Here is a 20,908-nt window from a genome sequence, read left to right as displayed (position 1 = left end):
ACGTGTCGTCAGTGGTGAACTTCGCCGCGTTCGAGCGGCAGGATCAGGCGTTCGGGAATGCTGCGGCGCGACGCACGCGCGCCGATGTAGTACAGCACCGCCGGCACGACCAGGCCGAGAATCCACGAGATGTCGGTGCCGCCGAGCGCATCGACGAGCGGCCCCGTGTAGATGTGCGTCGACATGAACGGCAGTTGCACGAGGATGCCGACCACGTAGATCGTGATGGCCATCATGTTCCAGCGGCCATAGCGTCCGTCCGGATCGGACAGCGCCGGCACGTCGTAGCGCGAACGCGTGAAGCAGTAGTAGTCGACCAGGTTGATCGCGCTCCATGGCGTGAAGAACGCAAGCAGGAACAGGATGAACGCGGTGAACTCCTTCAGGAACGAATGGCGGCCCGCGAGCGCGATGAGCGTGGATACGCAGATCATCCCGAAGATGTACACGAGGCGGCTCTTCGACGACACCGCACCCTTGCCGCGAAAGCCGCTGACGATCGTCGCCATCGACATGAAGCTGCCGTATGCGTTCAATGCCGTCACCGTCACCTTGCCGAACGCGATGCTGAAGTACAGCAGCGCGGCCACGGCGCCCGTCGAGCCGAGGCCGACGATATACGACACTTCATGGTGCGCGAACTGGCTGCCGGCCAGTGCCGCCGCGAACACGCCGAACACCATCGCCGCCTGCGCGCCGATCACCGAGCCGAGCCCGACCGCGACGAACGTCGCGACCGACGACGTCGAGCGCGGCAGGTAGCGCGAATAGTCGGCGACGTACGGGCCGAACGCGATCTGCCACGACGCGGACAGCGACATCGACAGCAGGAAGCTGGCGAGCGAGAAATGCTTGTTCGCGAGCAGCGCGCCGATGTCGTGGTTCGCGAACAGCTGCGAGAACATGTAGACGAACGCGGCGATGCCGACCACGCTCGCGATCCGGCCGACGGCGTGGATCGCGCGATAGCCGAATACCGTCAGCACGACGATCACGGCCGCGAACAGCAGGATGCCGGCCGCGTCGTCGACGTTCAGCAACTGCGCGACGGCCTGCCCGGCCAGCACCGAACCGCTGGCGGAAAAGCCGATGTACATCAGGCACACGAGCACGATCGGGATCATCGCGCCATACACGCCGAACTGCACGCGGCTCGAGATCATCTGCGGCAGCCCGAGCTGCGGCCCCTGCGCGCCGTGCAGCGCCATCACGGCGCCGCCGATGAACTGGCCGAGCAGCAGCGCGACCAGCGACCAGAACACGTCGCCGCCGAGCACGACCGCGAGTGCGCCCGTGACGATCGCCGTGATCTGCATGTTCGCCGACAGCCACAGCGTGAACTGGCTCAGCAAGCCGCCGTGGCGCTCGGCGTCGGGAATGAAGTCGATCGAACGGACTTCGATCAGGCCGCCGGCTTTTCCACTGGGATTCGTTGACACGGGGAAATCTCCAAAATACTCAGGATCACAAATGGTTTGAACGTGGCAGGAAGCTGCGAGCCGCCCTTTCGGCTCTTTGAATGCGGGGCGCCGTGGATCGCCGGCATGCGCCACGCACGCACGGTCTGCACGCTGGCGCGCAAGCGGCACGACGTGTGCCGACATTGCCAGCGGATGATCTTGTATATACAACTTGTGAGGTATCCGTGATTACCCGGTATCGACCGATTTTCGAATTCGTTCGAATAATCGGCGCACGCTCGGGCAATTTCGCCGCAAGCCAGGCGTTGGAAAAATGAAAGGTCAGGTACCGGCCGGCGGCGCCTGGTCAGGTTCGGCCGTCATGTCGTCGGCGGGAAACGGGTTCAGCATGCGCCGTGCGGCTTCGATGTCGCGCGTATGCAGCCATTCGTCGTAGTCGTCGCTGCGCAGGATCACGACGCCGCGCTTCTCGTCGCCGGGCCGATGCATTCGCGCGAACAGCGGATGACCGTCGGCATTCACCGTGAGCATCGTCATGCCGATGCATACGCGCCCGTCGCTGTCTTCGTAGCGGCGCCAGATACCGGCGACGCAGTACGGCTGCCAGCCGTCGATGCCGATCCGGTGCCACACGTTGCGGCCGGTCTCGTAGCACGGCTCGCAGATCCAGCGCACCGGGATCAGGCAGCGCTGGCCGTTGCGCCAGGCATTCGCGTAGAGCCGCGACGCGCCGACCGTTTCCGCACGCGCATTCACCGTGTCGAGCTTCTTTTTCTTCCGGCCGTTCTCGTCGAGCCGCTCGGGCTGCATGAATTTAGGCCAGAAGCCGAACACGGCCGCGACGACCTCCAGGCCGTCGCCAGCGGCGCGCGCGATCGGTGCCGCGTAGTCGGGATACACGTCGGGTGCCCAGGGGTCGCGACGGTACAGATCGCCGATGCCGATCTTCAGTTCGCTGATGCCCGGGTCTTCGTCGGGGGCGCGGTAGTGGGTGCACACGGCTCTGCGGACGTTGGACGCAATGTTTCCATCGTAGGACAGTACAGGCGCCGCGAGCACGCTATCGCTGGGTATGACGAAACAGTTTTACGAACCGATGATGCGCCGCGCGTTACCCGACGCGTGCCGTCACGCGCGTGGTTAGGCGTTCACGGCGGCGCTCGCCGAACAGTTCGGCGAGCGCGACGGTTTCGCCGGTCAGTGACCGGCGCGCGCCGCCCATGTTGCGTCAGACGAGCCGGTCCGACGCGATGACCTGCACGCCCGGCCGCGCGTCGATTGCCGCGTCGAGCATCGCGCGGGCGATCCGCGACGCGGGATTCACGCGCCACTTCGCCGGCAAAACAGGCTGGGCCACGTTCAACACGAACACGAGCAGCCGCTCGCCGAACCTGAACTCGTCGCGGCTGCCGCCGATCAGGCCGGGGCGCACGCAAGTGAGTGACGCGAACCCGACACCGGCGAGCGCCTGCTCGACCTCGCCCTTCACGCGGTTGTAGAAGATGCGCGACGCCGGATCCGCACCGAGTGCGGAATTCAGCACGTAAGCCGGTGTGCCGTAGCGGTGCGCCAGCCGCGCGACCGCGAGCGGATAGTCGTGGTCGACGCGCCGGAATGCCGCCTGCGAGCCTGCAGCCCGCATCGTGGTGCCGAGCGTGCAGATCACGGCATCGGCGTGCCACCAGTCGGCCGTGTCGGGCAAATGATCGAAATCGACCTCGAGCGCACGCATCTTCGGATGCGGCGACAGCGGCCGGCGCGCGAGAACGATCACCTGGTCGACCCGCGCATCCGCGAGCGCGATTTCGAGGACGTGGCGCCCGACGAGTCCGGTCGCGCCGACGAGCAGCAATTTCATGTCCGGTTTTTCCATGTGGAGCCGGCGTCGGGGGCAAGGAACGACCCGCTTTCCGGCTTCCTGCATGATCGCCGGCCGACTCGGCGACGACAACCTCCCAACATCTCGAAAAATTACAGGATGCGCCTGCTTCGCCGGGGTGCACGCCACGAACCGGCCGCCGCCTGTCTCGACACGCCCGGCGCGACACTTGTCCGGCGCCTGTACACCTGCGAGAACGACGACATGCCGCCGAATCCCGGGTTCCGCGCGATTTCCTCGATCGACAACCGCCGTTGCGCGATCAGCGCCTGCGCGCGGATCTTGCGCACCGCGCCCGACATGTCCCTGACGCATGCGCCGTCGTCCTGCAACCGGCCGAGCCGGCACGGCAAACGAAAAGCCGCCGATGCGCACGCTGCTCATCGGCGGCTTCGTGTCACGCGCGAGACGCGTCAGACGTGCAATGCGTGCCCGAGCGCGCGCAGCGCGGCTTCCTGCAGCGCTTCGCCGAGCGTCGGGTGCGCGTGAATCGTGCCGCCGATGTCCTCCAGCCGTGCGCCCATCTCCAGCGACTGCGAGAACGCGGCAGCCAGTTCCGACACGCCGCGCCCGACCGCCTGCCAGCCGACGATCAGGTGGTTGTCGCGCCGCGCGACCACGCGCACGAAGCCGTCGGTCGCCTGCAGCGTCATCGCGCGCCCGTTCGCCGCGAACGGGAACGCCGCGTGTACGCAATCGACATCGGCCGCCCGCGCGTCGTCCGGCGACCAGCCGGCCGTGACGATCTCCGGATCGGTGAAGCACACGGCCGGGATCGACGCGGGCACGAACTTGCGGCGCTTGCCGGCGATCAGCTCGGCCACCATCTCGCCCTGCGCCATCGCACGATGCGCAAGCATCGGCTCGCCGGCGACGTCGCCGATCGCCCAGACGTTGCGCATCGAGGTCCGACATTCGTCGTCGATCCACAGCGCGCGGCCGTTGCGATCGAGCGGCAGCGACTCGAGCCCGAAACCGTCGACCCGCGGCCGGCGGCCCACCGCGACCAGCACGCGATCGGCCGGCAGCGTCTGCTCCGCGCCGTCGGCGGCCTGTACGCGCACCGCGCCGTGTTCCGCGAGCCCGAGCACCTTGTGGCCGAGCAGCAGCCGCACGCCCAGCCGCGCAAGCGAATCGGCAACCGGCCGCGCGAGTTCGGCGTCGTACGCGGGCAGTACGCGCTCCGCCGCTTCGACGACGCTCACGTCGACGCCGAGCTTGCGATAGACGATCCCGAGTTCGAGCCCGATATACCCGGCCCCGACGACGACCAGCCGCTTCGGCAACGTCGCGGGCGACAGCGCCTCGGTGGACGACACGACGTGTCCGCCGAACGGCATCGACGGCAGCGCGACCGGCTCGGAACCGGTCGCGAGCAACAGATGCTCGCAGCTGATTCGCGCCGCGTGGCCGCCGGCGACGACGTCGACGGTCTTGCCGTCGACCACGTGCGCGTCGCCGTGCAGCACGCGCACGCCGTTCTTCTTGAGCAGCGCGCCGACGCCGCGCGTCAGCCGGTCGACGATGCCGTCCTTCCAGGCGACGCTTTTCGCGATGTCGATCTCGGGCGTGCGCACGCGGATGCCGATCGCGCCTTCGCCCGCGTGGCCGCACGCCTGTTCGAATGCGTCGGCCACATGAATCAGCGCCTTCGACGGAATGCAGCCGATGTTCAGGCACGTGCCGCCGAGCCGGTCGCGCTCGACGAGCACGGTCGGAATGCCGAGCTGGCCGGCGCGAATCGCGGCGACGTAGCCCCCCGGGCCGCCGCCGATGATGAGCAGTGTGGTGTGTTCGTTCTTCATCGTGCTCACTCCACGAACAGCAGGGCCGGGCGTTCGAGCACCGCGCGCACGGCCTGGATGAACTCGGCCGCGTCCGCGCCGTCGACGACGCGATGGTCGAACGACGACGAGAGATTCATCATCTTGCGCGCGACGACCGCGCCGTCGCGGATCATCGGCCGCTCGACGATCCGGTTCACGCCGACGATGCCGACCTCGGGATGATTGATGACCGGCGTCGACACGATGCCGCCGAGCGCACCGAGGCTCGAAATCGTGATCGTCGAACCGCTCAGGTCGTCGCGCTGCGCACGGTTCGCGCGCACGGCGTCGGCAAGCCGCGCGATTTCGGCGGAGATCGACCACACGTCGCGCGCTTCGGCATGACGCAGCACCGGCACCGTCAGCCCGCCGTCCGTCTGCGTCGCGACGCCCATGTGCACCGCGCCGTAGCGCGTGACCACGCCGGCTTCGTCGTCGAAGCGCGCGTTGATCTGCGGGAAGTCGCGCAGCGCGAGCACCATCGCGCGGATCAGCAGCGGCAGCGGCGTGAGCTTGCCGCGCGTATCGCCGTAACGGCGGTTCAGTTCGGTGCGCAGCGATTCGAGCTCGGTCACGTCGATTTCCTCGACGTAGCTGAAGTGCGGAATGCGGCGCTTCGCTTCCTGCATCTTGCGCGCGATCGCGCGCCGCAGGCCGATCACCGGTACGTCGGTTTCGTCGTTGCGTTCGTCGTAGCCGCGCGCCTGCGACGCATGGCTCGTCCCGCTGCCCGTACGCGCATACGCATCGAGATCCGCGTGCAGGATCCGCCCCGCTTCGCCGGTGCCGCGCACATAGCGCAGCTCGATACCCATGTCCCACGCGCGCTGGCGCACGGCCGGCGACGCGAGCGGCCGTTCACCCGGCGCGAGCGCCGCCCGCGGCGGTTCCGCTTTCTCCGCGTGATCGGCAGGCTTCGCACGACGCGGCTCCGAGGGTGCGTGCTTCGCCGCCGGCTTGGCGGACGATTCCGCCGGCGCGTCGGTAACCGCCTGCGACGGCGCCGACGCGACCGGTGCGGTTGCTACCTTTGATTCCCGCACCGGTGCGCCGGCCTTCAGGTTGCCGTCGCCTTCGACCTCGAGGCGGATCAGCTCGCTGCCGACCGCCATCATCTCGCCGATCCGGCCGCCGAGCTCGATCACCTTGCCCGTCACCGGCGACGGAATCTCGACCGCCGCCTTGTCGGTCATCACGTCGGCGAGCGGCTGGTCTTCCTTGATCGTCTGCCCGACTTCCACGTGCCAGGCCACCAGCTCGACCTCGGCAATCCCTTCGCCGATATCCGGCATCTTGATGACATGAATCCCCATCTCACGCCTCCATCACGCGTCGCAACGCTTCACCGACCCGGGCCGGGCCCGGAAAATACGCCCACTCCTGCGCATGCGGGTACGGCGTGTCCCAGCCCGTCGTGCGCTCGACCGGCGCTTCGAGGTGGTAGAAGCAGTGTTCCTGGACCAGCGACACCAGTTCCGCACCGAAGCCGCAGGTGCGCGTCGCCTCGTGCACCACGACGCAGCGCCCGGTCTTGCGCACCGACGCGACGATCGTGTCGAGGTCGAGCGGCCACAGCGTGCGCAGGTCGATCACCTCCGCATCGATGCCCGTCTCCTCGGCCGCGGCGAGCGACACGTGCACCGTCGTGCCGTAGGTCAGCACCGTCACGTCGTTGCCGGGCCGCACCACGGCGGCCGTATCGAGCGGCACCGTGTAGTAGCCCTCGGGCACCGCGCTTGCCGGATGCTTGAGCCACGACGTGACCGGCCGGTCGTGATGGCCGTCGAACGGCCCGTTGTACAGCCGCTTCGGTTCGAGGAAGATCACCGGATCGTCGTTCTCGATCGATGCGATCAACAGCCCCTTCGCGTCATACGGATTCGACGGCATCACCGTGCGCAGCCCGCACACCTGCGTGAACATCGCTTCGGGGCTCTGGCTGTGCGTCTGCCCGCCGTAGATCCCGCCGCCGCAGGGCATGCGGATCGTCATCGGCGCGGTGAACTGGCCGGCCGAGCGATAGCGCAGCCGCGCGCCTTCCGACACGATCTGGTCGGACGCCGGGTAGAAATAATCGGCGAACTGGATCTCGCACACCGGGCGCAGCCCGTATGCACCCATCCCCACCGCCGCGCCGACGATCCCGCTTTCGGAGATCGGTGCATCGAACACGCGCGACTTGCCGTATTTGTTCTGCAGTCCTTCGGTACAGCGGAACACGCCGCCGAAATAGCCGACGTCCTGCCCGAACACCACCACGTCGCTGTCGCGCCCGAGCATCACGTCCATCGCCGAGCGCAGCGCCTGGATCATCGTCATCGGCTGCGTTGCCGTGCCTGTCTCTTGTTGCGCCATGATCACGCTCCCAGTTCCTGGCGCTGACGGCGCAGGTGCGCGGGCAGCTCCTTGTACACGTCGTCGAACATCGAGGCCGGCGACGGAATCCGGTCGTCGGCCAGCGTCCCGTACTTTTCCGCCTCCTTCTGCGCGGCGATCACCTCGGCCTCGAGCTCGGCCGTCAGCGCTTCATGCGCGCTGTCCGACCAGATGCCCTTGACGATCAGGTGGCGCTTGAAGCGCTCGACCGGATCGCCGAGCGGGAAATGGGACCAGTCGTCGCTCGGCCGGTACTTGGTCGGATCGTCCGACGTCGAATGCGCGCCCGCACGGTAGGTCACCCATTCGATCAGCGTCGGGCCGAGATTGCGGCGCGCGCGTTCGGCCGCCCAGCTCGACGCCGCATAGATCGCGAGGAAGTCGTTGCCGTCGACGCGCAGCGACGCGATCCCGCAGCCGACGCCGCGGCCGGCGAAGGTCGTGCCCTCGCCGCCCGCGATCGCCTGGAACGTCGAGATCGCCCACTGGTTGTTGACGACGTTCAGCACGACCGGCGCGCGATACACGTGCGCGAACGTGAGTGCGGTATGGAAGTCGGATTCGGCCGTCGCGCCGTCACCGATCCACGCGGACGCGATCTTCGTGTCGCCCTTGATCGCCGACGCCATCGCCCAGCCGACCGCCTGGATGAACTGCGTCGCTAGGTTGCCGGAGATCGAGAAGAAGCCGGCTTCGCGGTCCGAGTACATCACGGGGAGCTGGCGGCCTTTCAGCGGATCGCCTTCGTTCGACATCAGCTGGCAGATCATCCGTTCGAGCGGGACGTCGCGCGCGATCAGGATGCTCTGCTGCCGGTAGGTCGGGAAGCACATGTCGCCGTCGCGCAGCGCCATCGCATGCGCGGTGCCGATCGCCTCTTCGCCGAGGCTCAACATGTAGAAGGAGATTTTCTTCTGACGCTGCGCGATCATCATGCGCGCGTCGAAAATGCGGGTCTTGAGCATCGCGCGCAGGCCGGCGATCAGCCGCGCATCGTCGAGATCCGGGGCCCATGGGCCGACGGCCTTGCCGCTGTCGTCGAGCACGCGCACGAGGCTGCGGGCGAGATCGGCGGTGTCCGCCGCGGCAACGTCGATCGGCGGGCGGCGAACGGCGCCGGCCGGCGATAGATGCAGATAGGAAAAGTCCGTCTTGCAGCCCGGGCGCCCGGTGGGCTCCGGCACATGCAGACGCAATGGCTCTGACAGGCTCATCGTGTCGTCTCCACGCTCGATTGTGTCTCACGCTGTTTGGGAACGCGCAGGCCGGTTGCCGGCCTGCGCGCGAGCTGGCGTGCGGATAGGCACGTCAACCTTGGAAATCTATGCCTTGCGGCGGCGGGCGTCGATGCCCAAGCCGCTCGTTCGTCGTGAGCAGATTTGCCATGGGGAATCGCTTTGGCGCGTCGGGGCGACCGGTGGCCGGCGCAGCGTGGGTTTGCTGCGGTGCAGGGTCGCTGGGTCGCCTGGCCGGCGGCGATCGGGCATCGGCGCACGCACGGGTCGGCGCGCGGCGGCCGTGCGAAGGTGCGACGTAAAAGACCCCGCGAAATCATCGATCTCGGCGGGGTCTTTCGGGGCGGGCGCGGCCGGGCCCGGTGGCCCGGTGGCCCGGTGGCCCGGCTTGCCGGCCTACTCCGGCGCGCGACCGGTCAAGCGTCCGGGCGGAAGATGTCGAAGCGGCTGTCGGGCTTCACGTGCACGTAGGCGGACGGGCCGCCCGCACGAAGAATGATGCCGGCGCCGAACGTATCGAAGATGCCGTCCTTCAGCAGGTCATGGCGGATATGGACCGCGACGACCTCGCCCAGCACCAGCGTGGCCGGCGTCTCGACGCCATGATGATCGCGCAGCCGGATCACGTCGGTCACCTTGCATTCGAAGTTCACGCCGCTTTCCGCGACGCGCGGCACGTTGACGACACGCGACGGCACCGCGGTCAGGCCGCCGAGTTCGAATTCGTTGACCTCGTACGGCACGGCGGCGCAGGTCTGGTTCATCCGCTCGGCGAGATCGCGCGTCGCGAGGTTCCACACGAACTCGCCGGTCTCCTGCACGTTGCGCAGGCTGTCCTTCGCGCCGGTGCTCGAAAAACCGATGATCGGCGGACGATAGTTGAACGCATTGAAGAAACTGTACGGCGCGAGATTGAGCGTGCCGTCGCTGCCGCGGGAAGCAATCCAGCCGATCGGGCGCGGGCCGATGATCGCGTTCAGCGGATCGTGCGGCAGGCCGTGGCCTTGCGAGGGTTCGTAATAGTGGTGGGTCGAGTCGGTCATGACGGGTGGTGTGGCGCAAGCGATGGCGGAATCGGCCGGCGCGCTGCGTTCGCCGGTGGCGGCGAGCGCGTGCGGCGCGACGTGCGTGTCAGTATCACATGGCGCCGTTTTCGCCGCAGCGAAGCAGCACGGACGATGAAGGCTTCACGTGTCGCACCAACAAAAAACCCGCGAGAAATGAAGCGCTCGCGGGTTTTTCACACCTTCGCCAAATCGAATCGCGTCGACGCATTCGATGGTGCCGGGGACCGGACTCGAACCGGCAAGCCAGTTAAGGCGGCGGATTTTCGTCACACTGCTTCTTTCAAAGCCGGCGTCGCGTGTGCGAACCGTTCGTGCGCTGGACTATGCCTTCGCCATCGCGCATGGGCGTGCCTGCTGCCCGTGCGCCTTAGGCGCCCCCCGTCTAGTCTCTACACCTTCCTCGCGGATGCCGCGAGGCTTGGCTCGGCGTTGCCTCGATGCGCGCATCAGGGGTTTCGCCGAATTTGAAGGGTTCTGCACCGATCGTTTCCGGTCGGGCACTCAATCGTTTAAGTCCGCTATGTTTACCAATTTCATCACCCCGGCAAGAGGGCGGACCGGATTCTACCACTGCCCGGCCGGATCTTCCGCATTTGACCCTGTCACCCCGCAATCGCCGACACCCGACTTCACCGTCGCCGTCCCGGCAGCCCATGCCTCCTGCCGCGTTGCGTCCGCCATCGAGTCTCAATCGCATGACGCTCGCTGGATGCCAGCCAAATCGATGCCGCCATTCGGCACTCGCCATTTCAGTCGCATCACGAATATATTTGATTTTGCTTGATATCGACTTACGAATTTCGCTCATTCCCTCGCGCCATTTTCATTGAATATTCGCCGGTCCGCACGATTCGAACGACACCCTTAATCCCGGCTTAAGCTTCGCCGTGCTAGCGCCGGCAATCCTTTCGCGCAATCGCGGAGGGTGCGCGACATTTGTCACCGAAAAGAAACATGTGCGGCATAGCCTCACCCGCGTTGCCCGTAACAGACGGTAATAAGCACATTCAATCCATCCTGCAGCATCAATTCAGTTAGGAAACCATAATGTTAAGAAAGCCCCTGTTAATCGCCATGTCGGCATCGGTCTTTCTTGCCGCCTGCGGCGGCGACGACACAACGTCCACCCCCGGCATCGCACCGACCAATACCGCGGCCGTGCCGAACACCGCCACCGCGTCCGGCTATACGTTGTCCGTGTTCGCCAAAGCACCGACGTCCACGGACAAGCCCGATTCGATCGTCCAGTTCAACAACACGGTCTTCATCGGCTACCAGAAGGCAGGTGACGTAAAGGACGGCTCGGTGCCCAGCCTGACCAACGACATCGTCCAATACGACCTGAGCGGCAACGTGCTCAAGACGTACACGGTGCCGGGCCACGTCGACGGCCTGATGGCCCGCGCCGATACGAACACGCTATGGGCGATGGCCAATGAGGACGGCAATCCCGAACTGACGATCGTCGACCTCAAGGCCGGCACGCAGAAGACCTACACGGCGACCGTCAATCCGACCGCACACGGCGGCGGCTACGACGACATGCAGTTGCTCAACGGGAACGTGTACGTGAGCGCGTCGAACCCGACGACGCCCGGCGCCGCCGCACCGACCGTCGGACAACTCACGCTGAACGCGAACGGCACGACGTTCGACGTCGCACCGGTGCTCGCCGGTAATGCACAGGCCACCGACGTGACCCCGTCCGTTGGCGGATCGCCGAATCCCACCTTCAACCAGCAGGTGACACTGAGCCTGACGGACCCCGATTCCGAAGCGATCGATTCCGCCGGCGATCTCGTGCTCGACAGCCAGGCCGACGGCAAGCTGGTGTTCATCCACAATCCGGGCGCGAGCCAGACCGTCAGCGTGCTGACGCTCACCCTTTTCAGCGACAAGGACGGCCCCGTCTATCCGGTCGACGATACGCGCTGGGTGCCGGCTCCGGGCCCGCAAGGCAAGACCTTCATGCTGTTCACCGATGCCAGCAACACGACCTACCGCGTCGATGCGCCGTTCTCGCAAGGCGACGCCTACAGCGCCGGCCAAGGCCAGGTGATGAAACTGGACCCGAAGTCCGGCCACCTGACGCCCGTCGCGACGAGCGTCGGCAATCCGTCCGCCCTTCAGGACCCGCACGGCATGCTGTTCGTCGCGCTGTAACGCCAGCCCGCCCCGCGGCAGCGCCGCGTGATCGCCGCGGACCAGCGGCGAGACGCGGCGTGCGCATCCCGCCCGCAAGCGGGTGCACGCCCGGCCGCCTCGCACCCGACGACGGACATCGCGCACCGCGCCCGCGTTCGCCGATACAATCCACGGCGGCGCCGCGCGGCCGATCCTTCACATGAATCCACCCTGCCCGGCGCGCCAACCGTCTGACGTTTGTATCGTACTTTCCGCGAAACAACGTCGCGTGCGTCATCGCGAAGTCACAAACGTTTTCGATAATTCCCCGGCCGAAAACGTTTACATCGCATGACTTCATGACCTCGACCATCAAGGACGTCGCTGCTCTCGCGGGCTTCTCGATCGCCACCGTTTCACGTGCGATCAACGCACCGCATACCGTCAGCCCCGCCACGTTGCAGACGATCCGCACCGCGATCGACACGCTGCAGTTCCGCCCGAGTCCGCTCGGCCGGCAACTGCGCGGCGAGCGCACGCGGCTCGTCGGCGTCGTCCTGCCGACGCTCTCGAACCCCGTGTTCGCCGACTGCCTGCAGGGCATCGACGAGCTCGCGACCGCAGCCGGCTTCAAGCTGATCCTGATGACGACCGAATACGATGCCGCGCGCGAGCGTCATGCGATCGAGACGCTGCGCGAGCAGCGCGTCGAAGGGCTGATCCTCACCGTCGCCGACGCGGACACGCACCCGCTGCTCGACATGCTCGACCGCGACGGCCCGCACTACGTGCTGATGCACAACGACACGCAGCGCCGCCCGTCGGTGTCGGTCGACAACCGCCGCGCCGCGTATGACGGCGTGCGGCTGCTGACCGCGCACGGTCATCGCCGCGTGCTGATGCTGGCCGGCTCGCTCGCGGCGTCGGATCGCGCGCGCCAGCGCCATCTCGGCTATGCGCAGGCACTCGAGGAAAGCGGCGTCGCCGCACTGCCGCCCGTCGAAGTCGACTTCAACGCGCCCGAGCTGCCCGACGCCGTGCTTGCGCATCTCACCGCGCACGCGACGCGTCCGACCGCCCTCTTCTGCAGCAACGACCTGCTCGCGATGGTCGTGATGCGCGGGCTGCGCCGCGCAGGCTTCTCGGTGCCGGACGACCTGTCGGTGCTCGGTTTCGACGGGATCGCGATCGGCGAGTTGCTCGCACCGCCGCTCGCGAGCGTCGCGACGCCGAACCGCGACATCGGTCGCCATGCGTGGCAGCGTCTCGTCGAATGTATCGGCGGCGTCGCCATCGAACGCACGTCACTGATCCTGCCGCACGTGGTGCGCGACGGCGCGACGATCGCGCCGCCGGCCACCGACCTGCAATTGCGCAAGGCCTGAACGCGCGCACCGCATACCCCGCACACCGCCACGCCACCCCAGCGCCTCACCCTCGCCCGGAGACCTACCGTGTCCTTTCGCCTGACCTCGCTGCTGCGCGCGCTTGCCGCTCCCGTAGCCCTTGCCGCGCTCATCGCCGGCGCACCCGCCGCTCACGCCGACGAAACGGCGATCTGCTACAACTGCCCGCCCGAATGGGCCGACTGGGCCGCGCAGATCGCGGCGATCAAGCAGAAGACCGGCATCCGCGTGCCGTTCGACAACAAGAACTCGGGCCAGTCGATCGCGCAGCTGATCGCCGAGCAGAAAAGCCCGGTGGCCGACGTCGTCTATCTCGGCGTGTCGTCGGCGTTCCAGGCGAAGGACAAGGGCGTGATCGCGCCGTACAAGCCGGCGCACTGGAACGACATCCCCGCGAACCTGAAGGACCCGCAAGGCTACTGGTTCGCGATCCACTCGGGCACGCTCGGCTTCTTCGTCAACAAGGACGCGCTCGACGGCAAGCCGGTGCCGCGCTCGTGGGCCGATCTGCTGAAGCCGGAATACAAGGGCATGGTCGGCTATCTCGATCCGTCGAGTGCGTTCGTCGGCTATGCGGGCGCGGTCGCCGTGAACCAGGCGCTCGGCGGCAGCCTCGACAACTTCAAGCCGGCGCTCGACTGGTTCAGGAAGCTGAAGGCCAATGCGCCGATCGTACCGAAGCAAACCGCCTATGCGCGCGTGCTGTCCGGCGAGATTCCGATCCTGCTCGACTACGACTTCGACGCGTATCGCGCGAAGTACAAGGACAGCGCGAACGTCGAGTTCGTGATTCCGAAGGAAGGCACGATCGCGGTGCCGTACGTGATGAGTCTCGTGAAGGGCGCACCGCACGACGCGAACGGCAAGAAGGTGCTCGACTTCGTGTTGTCCGACGAAGGCCAGAAGCTGTGGGCCAATGCGTACCTGCGCCCGGTGCGCGCACAAGCGCTCGGGGCCGACATCGCATCGAAGTTCCTGCCGGCGAGCGAGTACGCCCGCGCGAAACCGGTCGACTTCGGCAAGATGGCGGCCGGTCAGCAGGCATTCGGCCAGCAATACCTGCAGGTCATGCAGTAAGCGGCCGGACATCATCGATGCTTGACCTGACTTTCCCGCTGCGCTGGCGCGTCGCGCTCGTCGCGCCGGCGCTTGCGGTGTTCGCCGCGTTCTGGCTGCTGCCGATGGCGGCACTCGTGCAGGTGTCCGCCGACGGCGCGTTCTTCTCGCACTACGCGGCCCTGCTCGGCAATGCGCGCTACATGAAGAGCCTCGGCGAGACCGTCGCGCTGTCCGCGGGCGTCACGCTCGCGACGCTCGTGCTGTCGACGATCTCGGGCCTGCTGCTCGCACGCCGCGAATTCGCGGGCAAGCGCGTGCTGCTCGCGCTGCTCACGTTCCCGCTCGCGTTCCCGGGCGTCGTGGTCGGGTTCATGGTGATCATGCTCGCGGGCCGGCAGGGGCTGATCGGCATGCTGTCCGCGAAGCTCACCGGCGACAAGTGGGTATTCGCGTACTCGGTCGCCGGGCTGTTCGTCGGCTACCTGTACTTCTCGATTCCGCGCGTGATCGTTACCGTGATCGCGGCGGCGTCGAAGCTCGACGCGTCGCTCGAGGAAGCCGCACGCTCGCTCGGCGCGTCGCCGTGGCGCATCTTCGTTGACATCGTGCTGCCCGCGCTCGCGCCGGGCCTGATCGCGGCCGGCGCGATCTGCTTCGCGACCGCGATGGGCGCGTTCGGCACCGCGTTCACGCTCGCCACCGACCTGAACGTGCTGCCGATGACGATCTATACCGAGTTCACGCTGAACGCGAACATCGCGACGGCGGCCGGCCTGTCGATCGTGCTCGGCATCGTCACCTGGGCCGTGCTCGCGCTCGCGCGCCGCTTCACCGGCCACACCGCCGCCGCCGCGGCCTGAGGATTCCTGCATGCAATCGCTTTCCGGCTCTTCCGCGCCATCGCCGGCCCCCGCTCCCGCACAGGCGAACGGCGTCGCCCGCCGCGCGCCGCGCGTCACCGGCGCGCGCGCGATCGCCGCGCTGCAATGGGGCGTCACGCTGCTGCTGTGCGCGTTCCTGATCGTGCCCGTCGTGATGTCAGTGCTCGCGGGTCTCACCGTCAACTACTTCCGCGGCCTGTCGAGCGGCCTCACGCTGCGCTGGCTCGAGCAGGTGTGGCAGCAGTATCACGGCTCGGTCGCGCTGTCGCTCTACGTCGCATTCGCGACGCTCGCGATCGTGCTCGTCGTCGGCGTGCCGGCCGGCTATGCGCTCGCGCGCAGCAAGAGCCGCGTCGCGCGCGCGATCGAGGAGGCGCTGGTGCTGCCGGTCGCGCTGCCCGGCCTCGCGTCGGCGCTCGCGCTGCTGGTCGTGTACGGCGGCTTCACCGCGTTCCGGATGAGCCTGTGGTTCATCGTCGTCGGCCACGTCGTGTTCACGCTGCCGTTCATGGTCCGTGCGGTCGCGGCCGTCGCGGCCGGCGCCGACCTGCGCACGCTCGAGGAAGGCGCGGCGAGCCTCGGTGCGTCGTTCGTCACGCGCTTCGTCACGATCGTGCTGCCGAACCTGCGCCCCGGCATCGTCGCGGGTGCGCTCGCCGTGCTCACGCTGTCGATCGGCGAATTCAACCTCACGTGGATGCTGCATACGCCCGACACCAAGACGCTGCCGGTCGGGCTCGCCGATACGTATGCGTCGCTGCGCCTAGAAGTGGGCAGCGCGTACACGATCCTGTTCCTGCTGATGACACTGCCGCTGCTCGTCGCGATGCAGTGGCTCGGCGTCGATCCGTCCGGCACGCGGGCACTCAAGAAGCGCCCGCGCTGAATTTCTCGCAGACATGAAACTCGATTCCACTCCCATCACCCTGACCCGCTGCGCGAAGACGTTCCGCGGCACGCGCGTGCTCGAACCGCTCGACCTGTCGATCGGCGCGGGCGAAACGCTCGTGCTGCTCGGGCCGTCGGGCTGCGGCAAGACCACGACGCTGCGCCTGATCGCGGGCCTCGACACGCCGGACGCCGGCGGCACGATCGCGTTCGGCAACGACGACGTCACCGCGCTGCCGATCGAGCGCCGGCAGGTCGGCATGGTGTTCCAGAACTACGCGCTGTTTCCGAACCTGACGGTGCGCGGCAATGTCGGCTACGGGCTGAAGATCCGCAAGACCGAGCCGCGCGCGCTGCGCGAGCGTGTCGACGAGCTGCTCGCGATGATGCGGCTCGACGCGCACGCGGACAAACCGATCGACCAGCTGTCGGGCGGCCAGCGCCAGCGCGTCGCACTGGCCCGCGCCCTGGCGGTGCGGCCGCGCGTGCTGCTGCTCGACGAGCCGCTGACCGCGCTCGACGCGAAGCTGCGCGACACGCTGCGTCGCGAGATGAATACGCTGCTGCGCGAACTAGGTGTGACGACGGTCTACGTGACGCACGACCAGGCCGAGGCGATGGAGCTCGGCGACCGGATCGTCGTGATGGGCGCAGGCCGCATCGAGCAGATCGGCACGCCGCGCGACATCTACTACCATCCGGCGAATCGCACGGTCGCGCAGTTCATCGGCACGCTGAACCGGCTCGCCGGGCAATGGCGCGACGGCACGCTGGTGACCACGGGCGGCGCGATCGCGACGCCGCACGCCGCCGACGAGTGGTTCTTTCGCCCCGAGGATGCACAACTCGCCGATCCCGCGCATGCGCCGCTGCGCGGTGCCGTGAGTGCGTGCGCGTTCCTCGGCGAGCGCACGCGGCTCACGATCGAGCACGCGGCACCCGATGCGCTCGTGATCGACGTGCCGGGCCGCATCGCGCTTGCACGCGGCACGGCGGTCGGCCTCACGGTCGCGCCGGAAGGCCTGATCGCGCTCGGCGCCTGATCCGTCATTCCGGCATCATTCATGCAGCACCCCACCGCGGCGCACGACGCCGCGACAACAACCATACGATTCCGAGGAACGACGATGCTGCTTGCTCAAATCAGCGATCTCCACATCAAGCGCCCGGGACAGCTCGCGTACCGGCGCGTCGACACCGCGGCCGCGCTCACGCGTTGCATCGAGAGACTGAACGCGCTCGTGCCGCGCCCCAACGCCGTGCTCGTCACCGGCGACCTGACCGATTTCGGCCACGACGAGGAGTACGACAACCTGCACGGGCTGCTCGCCGCGCTCGAGATTCCGTACTACCTGATGATCGGCAATCACGACGACCGCGCCGGGCTGCGCCGCGCGTTCGCCGATCGCGCCGAGCTGCAGGCGGGCGAATTCGTGCAGTACGCGCTCGACATCGGCGCGGTGCGCGTGCTCGCGCTCGATTCGCAGGTGCCGGGCGCCAGCTACGGCGACCTGTGTGACGCACGGCTCGCCTGGCTCGCCGCGCAGCTCGACGCCGCGCGCGACCGGCCCGTGATCGTCGCGCTGCATCACCCGCCGTTCGCGTCGGGAATCGGCCACATGGACAAGCTGCGCCTCGCGCCCGCCGCTTCCGCGAAACTCGACGCGCTGCTGCGCGGCCACCCGAACGTCGAGCGCGTGCTGTGCGGCCACGTGCATCGCACGACGTTCACGCGCTTCGGCGGCACGCTCGCAGTTGCGGTGCCTTCGCCCGCGCATCAGGTCGCATTCGACCTGCGAACCGATGCGCCCTCCGCGTTCCGGCTCGAACCGCCGGCCTTCGCGGTCCATCACTATGTGCCCGATGCGGGGATGACGTCGCATCACGTGTATGTCGACGAAGGCGCCGGGCCTTATCCGTTCTATGAACCGACGGGTGAGCTGGTCGACTGACGGGTCGACGCACGCGCGATGACGGGCAGCGGCCGGCCGGATACACCGGTTCGGCCGGTTTGGCCGATTTGCCGCCGTCCGGCAGGATTCACGTCGCTCCGGTATGATCGGCAGCCTCGACGGCGCCCCGCCCGCCTGCGCACCCGACGCGTGCGCCGCGCGCTGCGCCGCCCCACTTCCGTTCGCGCAGCCATGTCCACCGCCTCCACCGACCGCCCGACCGACGCCGCCTCGCCCCACTATTCGCGCAGCCTGCTGTTGCTGCTCGCGACGATCGCGGGGGTGTCCGTCGCGAACATCTACTACAACCAGCCGCTGCTCGACAGCTTCCGCTCGGCATTTCCCGACGGCGCGTCGTGGATCGGCGCAGTGCCGACCGCGACGCAGCTCGGCTATGCGGCCGGCATGTTCCTGCTCGCGCCGCTCGGCGACCGCTTCGACCGCCGCGGGCTGATCCTGATGCAGATCGCCGGCCTGTCGATCGCGCTGATCGTCGCAGCTACCGCGCCGTCGCTGGCCGTGCTCGCCGTCGCGAGCCTCGCGATCGGCGTGCTCGCGACCATCGCGCAACAGGCCGTGCCGTTCGCCGCCGAGATCGCGCCGCCCGCCGAACGCGGGCATGCGGTCGGCACCGTAATGAGCGGCCTGCTGCTCGGCATCCTGCTCGCGCGAACGGCTGCCGGCTTCGTCGCCGAGTATTTCGGCTGGCGCGCGGTGTTCGCCGCGTCGGTCGCGGCGCTCGTCGCGCTCGCCGCCGTGATCGTGCTGCGGCTGCCGCGCAGCTCGCCGACGTCGACGCTGTCGTACGGCAAGCTGCTCGGCTCGATGTGGCATCTGGCGGTTGAATTGCGCGGGCTGCGCGAGGCGTCGCTGACGGGCGCCGCGCTGTTCGCGGCATTCAGCGCGTTCTGGCCCGTGCTGACGCTGCTGCTCGCCGGCGCGCCGTTCCATCTCGGCCCGCAGGCCGCCGGCCTGTTCGGGATCGTCGGCGCGGCGGGAGCGCTCGCGGCACCGTACGCGGGCCGCTTCGCGGACAAGCGCGGCCCGCGCGCGATCATCTCGCTCGCGATCGCGCTGCTCGCGCTGTCGTTCGTGATCTTCGCGCTGTCGGGTTCGAGCCTCGTCGGGCTCGTGATCGGCGTGATCGTGCTGGACGTCGGCGTGCAGGCCGCGCAGATCTCGAACCAGTCGCGCATCTATGCGCTGAAGCCCGAGGCGCGCAGCCGCGTCAACACGGTGTACATGGTGTGCTATTTCATCGGCGGCGCACTCGGCTCGTCGGCCGGCGTCGCGGCATGGCACGCGTTCGGCTGGATCGGCATGTGCACGACCGGGCTGGTGTTCACCGCGCTTGGGGGCTGGTCCCACCATCGCGGAGGCCGGCGCGGCTGAGCGCGACCGGCCACGGCCGCGTCACGCGTCGGCGCGGGGTGCGGCCGGTTCGGCGGCGCGCGGCGGCGCAAATGCCGGTTCCGGTTCGGTAATGGGCGGCGGCACGAACGCCTGCTCCGGCTCGGCGCTGGGTGGCGTAGCAAACGCCGGTGCCGGGTCGACGACCGCGGCAGGATCCATCACGGCGCTCGGCGTCGGCACGGCCAGTTGAACGGCCGAAGGCGCCAGGATCGGTGCCGCATCCGGCACCGCGATCGGTTCGGGCGCCGATGCAGCCTCCACCGTAGACGCGGCTGCCGCGGCCGCCGAACTGGCAGCTGCCGCGCGCGCCGCGGGCCGGCGCGCCGGATCGAACACGAACGACAGCCCGACGCTGCCGAGGATCGCGACGGTCGCGACCACGGTGGCCATCGTCACCGGCTCGCCAAGCAGCAGCGCACCGAGCGCGACCGCGACGATCGGGTTCACGTACATGCAGCTGCTCGCGATGATCGGGCTCGTGTGGCGGATCAGGTAGCCGTACGCGACGTACGCGGCCATCGTGCAGAACACCATCAGGTACAGGAACGCGAACACCGGCCCCACCATCAGGTGTTCGACGCGTTCGCCGACCAGCCACGCGACGAGCGTCGAGATCATGCCGCCGAGACCGATCTGCAGCGACGTCGACAGAAACAGGTCGGACGGCAGCTTGAGCCGCGTCGCGAGATGCGCGCCGCCGGCCCAGAACAGGGCGCCGGCCAGCACGCAGATCGTGCCGAGCGCCGAACTCTGCGCGGCCGCGCCGCCGGAGTTCAGCACGACGATACCGACCATCCCGAGCGCGACGGCCGACCACTCGCCTTTCGTGACCGGCCGCCCGGCCACCGCCGCGATCACGGTCGCGAACAGCGGCACCGTCGCCACCATCACCGCGGCCGAGCCGCTGCTGACCAGACTGATCCCGAGCGCGATCGTGCCGGACGACAGCGCGACGAGCATCGTGCCGACGATCCCTGCATTGCGGATTTCGAGCAGCGTCGGCCATTCGGGCTTGCGCCGCAGCGCGAAGATGAACAGGCCGATCCCGCCGAGCAGGTTGCGCAGCCCCGACAGCAGCAGCGGCGGGAACGACTGCAGCGCGAAATGCAGGCCGCTGTAGGTCGAACCCCAGACGAAATAGATGAAGACGAGCGCCAGCGCGACGCGACCGCCGCGACTTTGCGGCAGGCGGATCCGGAACGAGAAGCGGGCGAAGAAATCGAGGAGACGGTCGAGCGGCGTCATTGCGCAGCCTGCCCGCACATCACGCCGAGTGCTCCGCTGAAAGACGCCGGCGATGCCGGCAAACGGCCCTGGCGGGACCGGGAAGGCAGAGCGAACGTGCGGAACGACATGGCAGTGCGAACGGCGACGAAAGAGA

17 protein-coding genes are annotated in these 20,908 nt (G+C 68.0%); 8 read left to right on the top strand and 9 right to left on the bottom strand.

Features of this window, described 5'->3' with window-relative positions; translation table 11 throughout:
• Positions 1-8: 8 nt before the first annotated feature.
• From LXE91_RS11250 to LXE91_RS11215, 8 genes are all read right to left on the bottom strand, one after another.
• Entirely contained in the window at positions 9-1,439 is a 1,431-nt protein-coding gene (locus LXE91_RS11250) for a purine-cytosine permease family protein (RefSeq protein WP_039352359.1), read from the bottom strand.
• A 303-nt stretch (positions 1,440-1,742) separates the two neighbouring features.
• Positions 1,743-2,420, bottom strand: a complete 678-nt coding sequence (locus LXE91_RS11245) for an SOS response-associated peptidase family protein (protein WP_039352354.1) — start codon at positions 2,418-2,420, stop codon at positions 1,743-1,745.
• 229 nt (positions 2,421-2,649) lie between these two features.
• On the bottom strand, positions 2,650-3,279 hold the full coding sequence (locus tag LXE91_RS11240; RefSeq protein WP_039352351.1) for an NAD-dependent epimerase/dehydratase family protein: 630 nt from the start codon (positions 3,277-3,279) through the stop codon (positions 2,650-2,652).
• A 434-nt stretch (positions 3,280-3,713) separates the two neighbouring features.
• The gene (gene lpdA, locus LXE91_RS11235; RefSeq protein ID WP_039352496.1) at positions 3,714-5,105 is read right to left on the bottom strand and encodes a dihydrolipoyl dehydrogenase; all 1,392 of its coding nucleotides are present in this window, start codon (positions 5,103-5,105) and stop codon (positions 3,714-3,716) included.
• Between the two features lie 5 nt (positions 5,106-5,110).
• Complete coding sequence (locus LXE91_RS11230) at positions 5,111-6,439, bottom strand: dihydrolipoamide acetyltransferase family protein (RefSeq protein ID WP_039352344.1); 1,329 nt, start codon at positions 6,437-6,439, stop codon at positions 5,111-5,113.
• A 1-nt stretch (position 6,440) separates the two neighbouring features.
• Complete coding sequence (locus tag LXE91_RS11225; RefSeq protein WP_039352341.1) at positions 6,441-7,481, bottom strand: alpha-ketoacid dehydrogenase subunit beta; 1,041 nt, start codon at positions 7,479-7,481, stop codon at positions 6,441-6,443.
• A 2-nt stretch (positions 7,482-7,483) separates the two neighbouring features.
• Positions 7,484-8,716 carry a 3-methyl-2-oxobutanoate dehydrogenase (2-methylpropanoyl-transferring) subunit alpha gene (locus LXE91_RS11220; RefSeq protein ID WP_039352338.1) on the bottom strand — a complete coding sequence of 411 codons (1,233 nt, stop codon included), beginning with the start codon at positions 8,714-8,716 and terminating at the stop codon, positions 7,484-7,486.
• A 437-nt stretch (positions 8,717-9,153) separates the two neighbouring features.
• On the bottom strand, positions 9,154-9,780 hold the full coding sequence (locus LXE91_RS11215) for a flavin reductase family protein (RefSeq protein WP_039352336.1): 627 nt from the start codon (positions 9,778-9,780) through the stop codon (positions 9,154-9,156).
• Positions 9,781-10,851: 1,071 nt separating this feature from the next.
• On the opposite strand from LXE91_RS11215, the gene LXE91_RS11210 reads away from it, so the two are divergent.
• The 8 genes from LXE91_RS11210 to LXE91_RS11175 all read left to right on the top strand — a co-directional run bounded on the left by LXE91_RS11210 (position 10,852) and on the right by LXE91_RS11175 (position 19,506).
• A complete protein-coding gene (locus tag LXE91_RS11210) occupies positions 10,852-11,967 on the top strand; it encodes a hypothetical protein (RefSeq protein ID WP_039352331.1) in 1,116 nt (371 codons plus the stop codon).
• A gap of 320 nt (positions 11,968-12,287) precedes the next feature.
• Complete coding sequence (locus LXE91_RS11205) at positions 12,288-13,313, top strand: LacI family DNA-binding transcriptional regulator (RefSeq protein WP_039352327.1); 1,026 nt, start codon at positions 12,288-12,290, stop codon at positions 13,311-13,313.
• A gap of 69 nt (positions 13,314-13,382) precedes the next feature.
• Entirely contained in the window at positions 13,383-14,411 is a 1,029-nt protein-coding gene (locus LXE91_RS11200) for an ABC transporter substrate-binding protein (protein ID WP_039352324.1), read from the top strand.
• A 17-nt stretch (positions 14,412-14,428) separates the two neighbouring features.
• On the top strand, positions 14,429-15,253 hold the full coding sequence (locus tag LXE91_RS11195) for an ABC transporter permease (protein ID WP_039352321.1): 825 nt from the start codon (positions 14,429-14,431) through the stop codon (positions 15,251-15,253).
• A gap of 10 nt (positions 15,254-15,263) precedes the next feature.
• Positions 15,264-16,160 carry an ABC transporter permease gene (locus LXE91_RS11190; RefSeq protein WP_011351507.1) on the top strand — a complete coding sequence of 299 codons (897 nt, stop codon included), beginning with the start codon at positions 15,264-15,266 and terminating at the stop codon, positions 16,158-16,160.
• A 13-nt stretch (positions 16,161-16,173) separates the two neighbouring features.
• Positions 16,174-17,205: an ABC transporter ATP-binding protein gene (locus tag LXE91_RS11185; RefSeq protein ID WP_039352318.1), complete on the top strand. Its 1,032-nt coding sequence runs from the start codon at positions 16,174-16,176 to the stop codon at positions 17,203-17,205.
• 84 nt (positions 17,206-17,289) lie between these two features.
• The gene (locus LXE91_RS11180; protein WP_039352316.1) at positions 17,290-18,114 is read left to right on the top strand and encodes a phosphodiesterase; all 825 of its coding nucleotides are present in this window, start codon (positions 17,290-17,292) and stop codon (positions 18,112-18,114) included.
• A 192-nt stretch (positions 18,115-18,306) separates the two neighbouring features.
• Positions 18,307-19,506, top strand: coding sequence for an MFS transporter (locus LXE91_RS11175; RefSeq protein ID WP_039352313.1), 1,200 nt, complete (start codon positions 18,307-18,309; stop codon positions 19,504-19,506).
• Positions 19,507-19,527: 21 nt separating this feature from the next.
• Here LXE91_RS11175 and LXE91_RS11170 read toward each other — a convergent pair whose 3' ends face one another.
• The gene (locus LXE91_RS11170) at positions 19,528-20,772 is read right to left on the bottom strand and encodes an EamA family transporter (RefSeq protein ID WP_278068079.1); all 1,245 of its coding nucleotides are present in this window, start codon (positions 20,770-20,772) and stop codon (positions 19,528-19,530) included.
• Positions 20,773-20,908 lie beyond the last annotated feature (136 nt).

The organism is Burkholderia contaminans, assembly GCF_029633825.1.
Classification (GTDB): Bacteria; Pseudomonadota; Gammaproteobacteria; order Burkholderiales; family Burkholderiaceae; genus Burkholderia; species Burkholderia contaminans.
This window is presented reverse-complemented; position numbering and strand designations above follow the sequence as displayed.

Excerpts from the sequence above, each read along its gene's own strand:
- LXE91_RS11195 (WP_039352321.1), top strand. The coding sequence starts at position 14,429 with ATGCTTGACCTGACTTTCCCGCTGCGCTGGCGCGTCGCGCTCGTCGCG.
- lpdA (WP_039352496.1), bottom strand. The coding sequence starts at position 5,105 with ATGAAGAACGAACACACCACACTGCTCATCATCGGCGGCGGCCCGGGG.
- LXE91_RS11170 (WP_278068079.1), bottom strand. The coding sequence starts at position 20,772 with ATGACGCCGCTCGACCGTCTCCTCGATTTCTTCGCCCGCTTCTCGTTC.
- LXE91_RS11175 (WP_039352313.1), top strand. The coding sequence starts at position 18,307 with ATGTCCACCGCCTCCACCGACCGCCCGACCGACGCCGCCTCGCCCCAC.
- LXE91_RS11220 (WP_039352338.1), bottom strand. The coding sequence starts at position 8,716 with ATGAGCCTGTCAGAGCCATTGCGTCTGCATGTGCCGGAGCCCACCGGG.
- LXE91_RS11215 (WP_039352336.1), bottom strand. The coding sequence starts at position 9,780 with ATGACCGACTCGACCCACCACTATTACGAACCCTCGCAAGGCCACGGC.
- LXE91_RS11240 (WP_039352351.1), bottom strand. The coding sequence starts at position 3,279 with ATGAAATTGCTGCTCGTCGGCGCGACCGGACTCGTCGGGCGCCACGTC.
- LXE91_RS11180 (WP_039352316.1), top strand. The coding sequence starts at position 17,290 with ATGCTGCTTGCTCAAATCAGCGATCTCCACATCAAGCGCCCGGGACAG.
- LXE91_RS11225 (WP_039352341.1), bottom strand. The coding sequence starts at position 7,481 with ATGGCGCAACAAGAGACAGGCACGGCAACGCAGCCGATGACGATGATC.
- LXE91_RS11185 (WP_039352318.1), top strand. The coding sequence starts at position 16,174 with ATGAAACTCGATTCCACTCCCATCACCCTGACCCGCTGCGCGAAGACG.
- LXE91_RS11210 (WP_039352331.1), top strand. The coding sequence starts at position 10,852 with ATGTTAAGAAAGCCCCTGTTAATCGCCATGTCGGCATCGGTCTTTCTT.
- LXE91_RS11230 (WP_039352344.1), bottom strand. The coding sequence starts at position 6,439 with ATGGGGATTCATGTCATCAAGATGCCGGATATCGGCGAAGGGATTGCC.
- LXE91_RS11190 (WP_011351507.1), top strand. The coding sequence starts at position 15,264 with ATGCAATCGCTTTCCGGCTCTTCCGCGCCATCGCCGGCCCCCGCTCCC.
- LXE91_RS11205 (WP_039352327.1), top strand. The coding sequence starts at position 12,288 with ATGACCTCGACCATCAAGGACGTCGCTGCTCTCGCGGGCTTCTCGATC.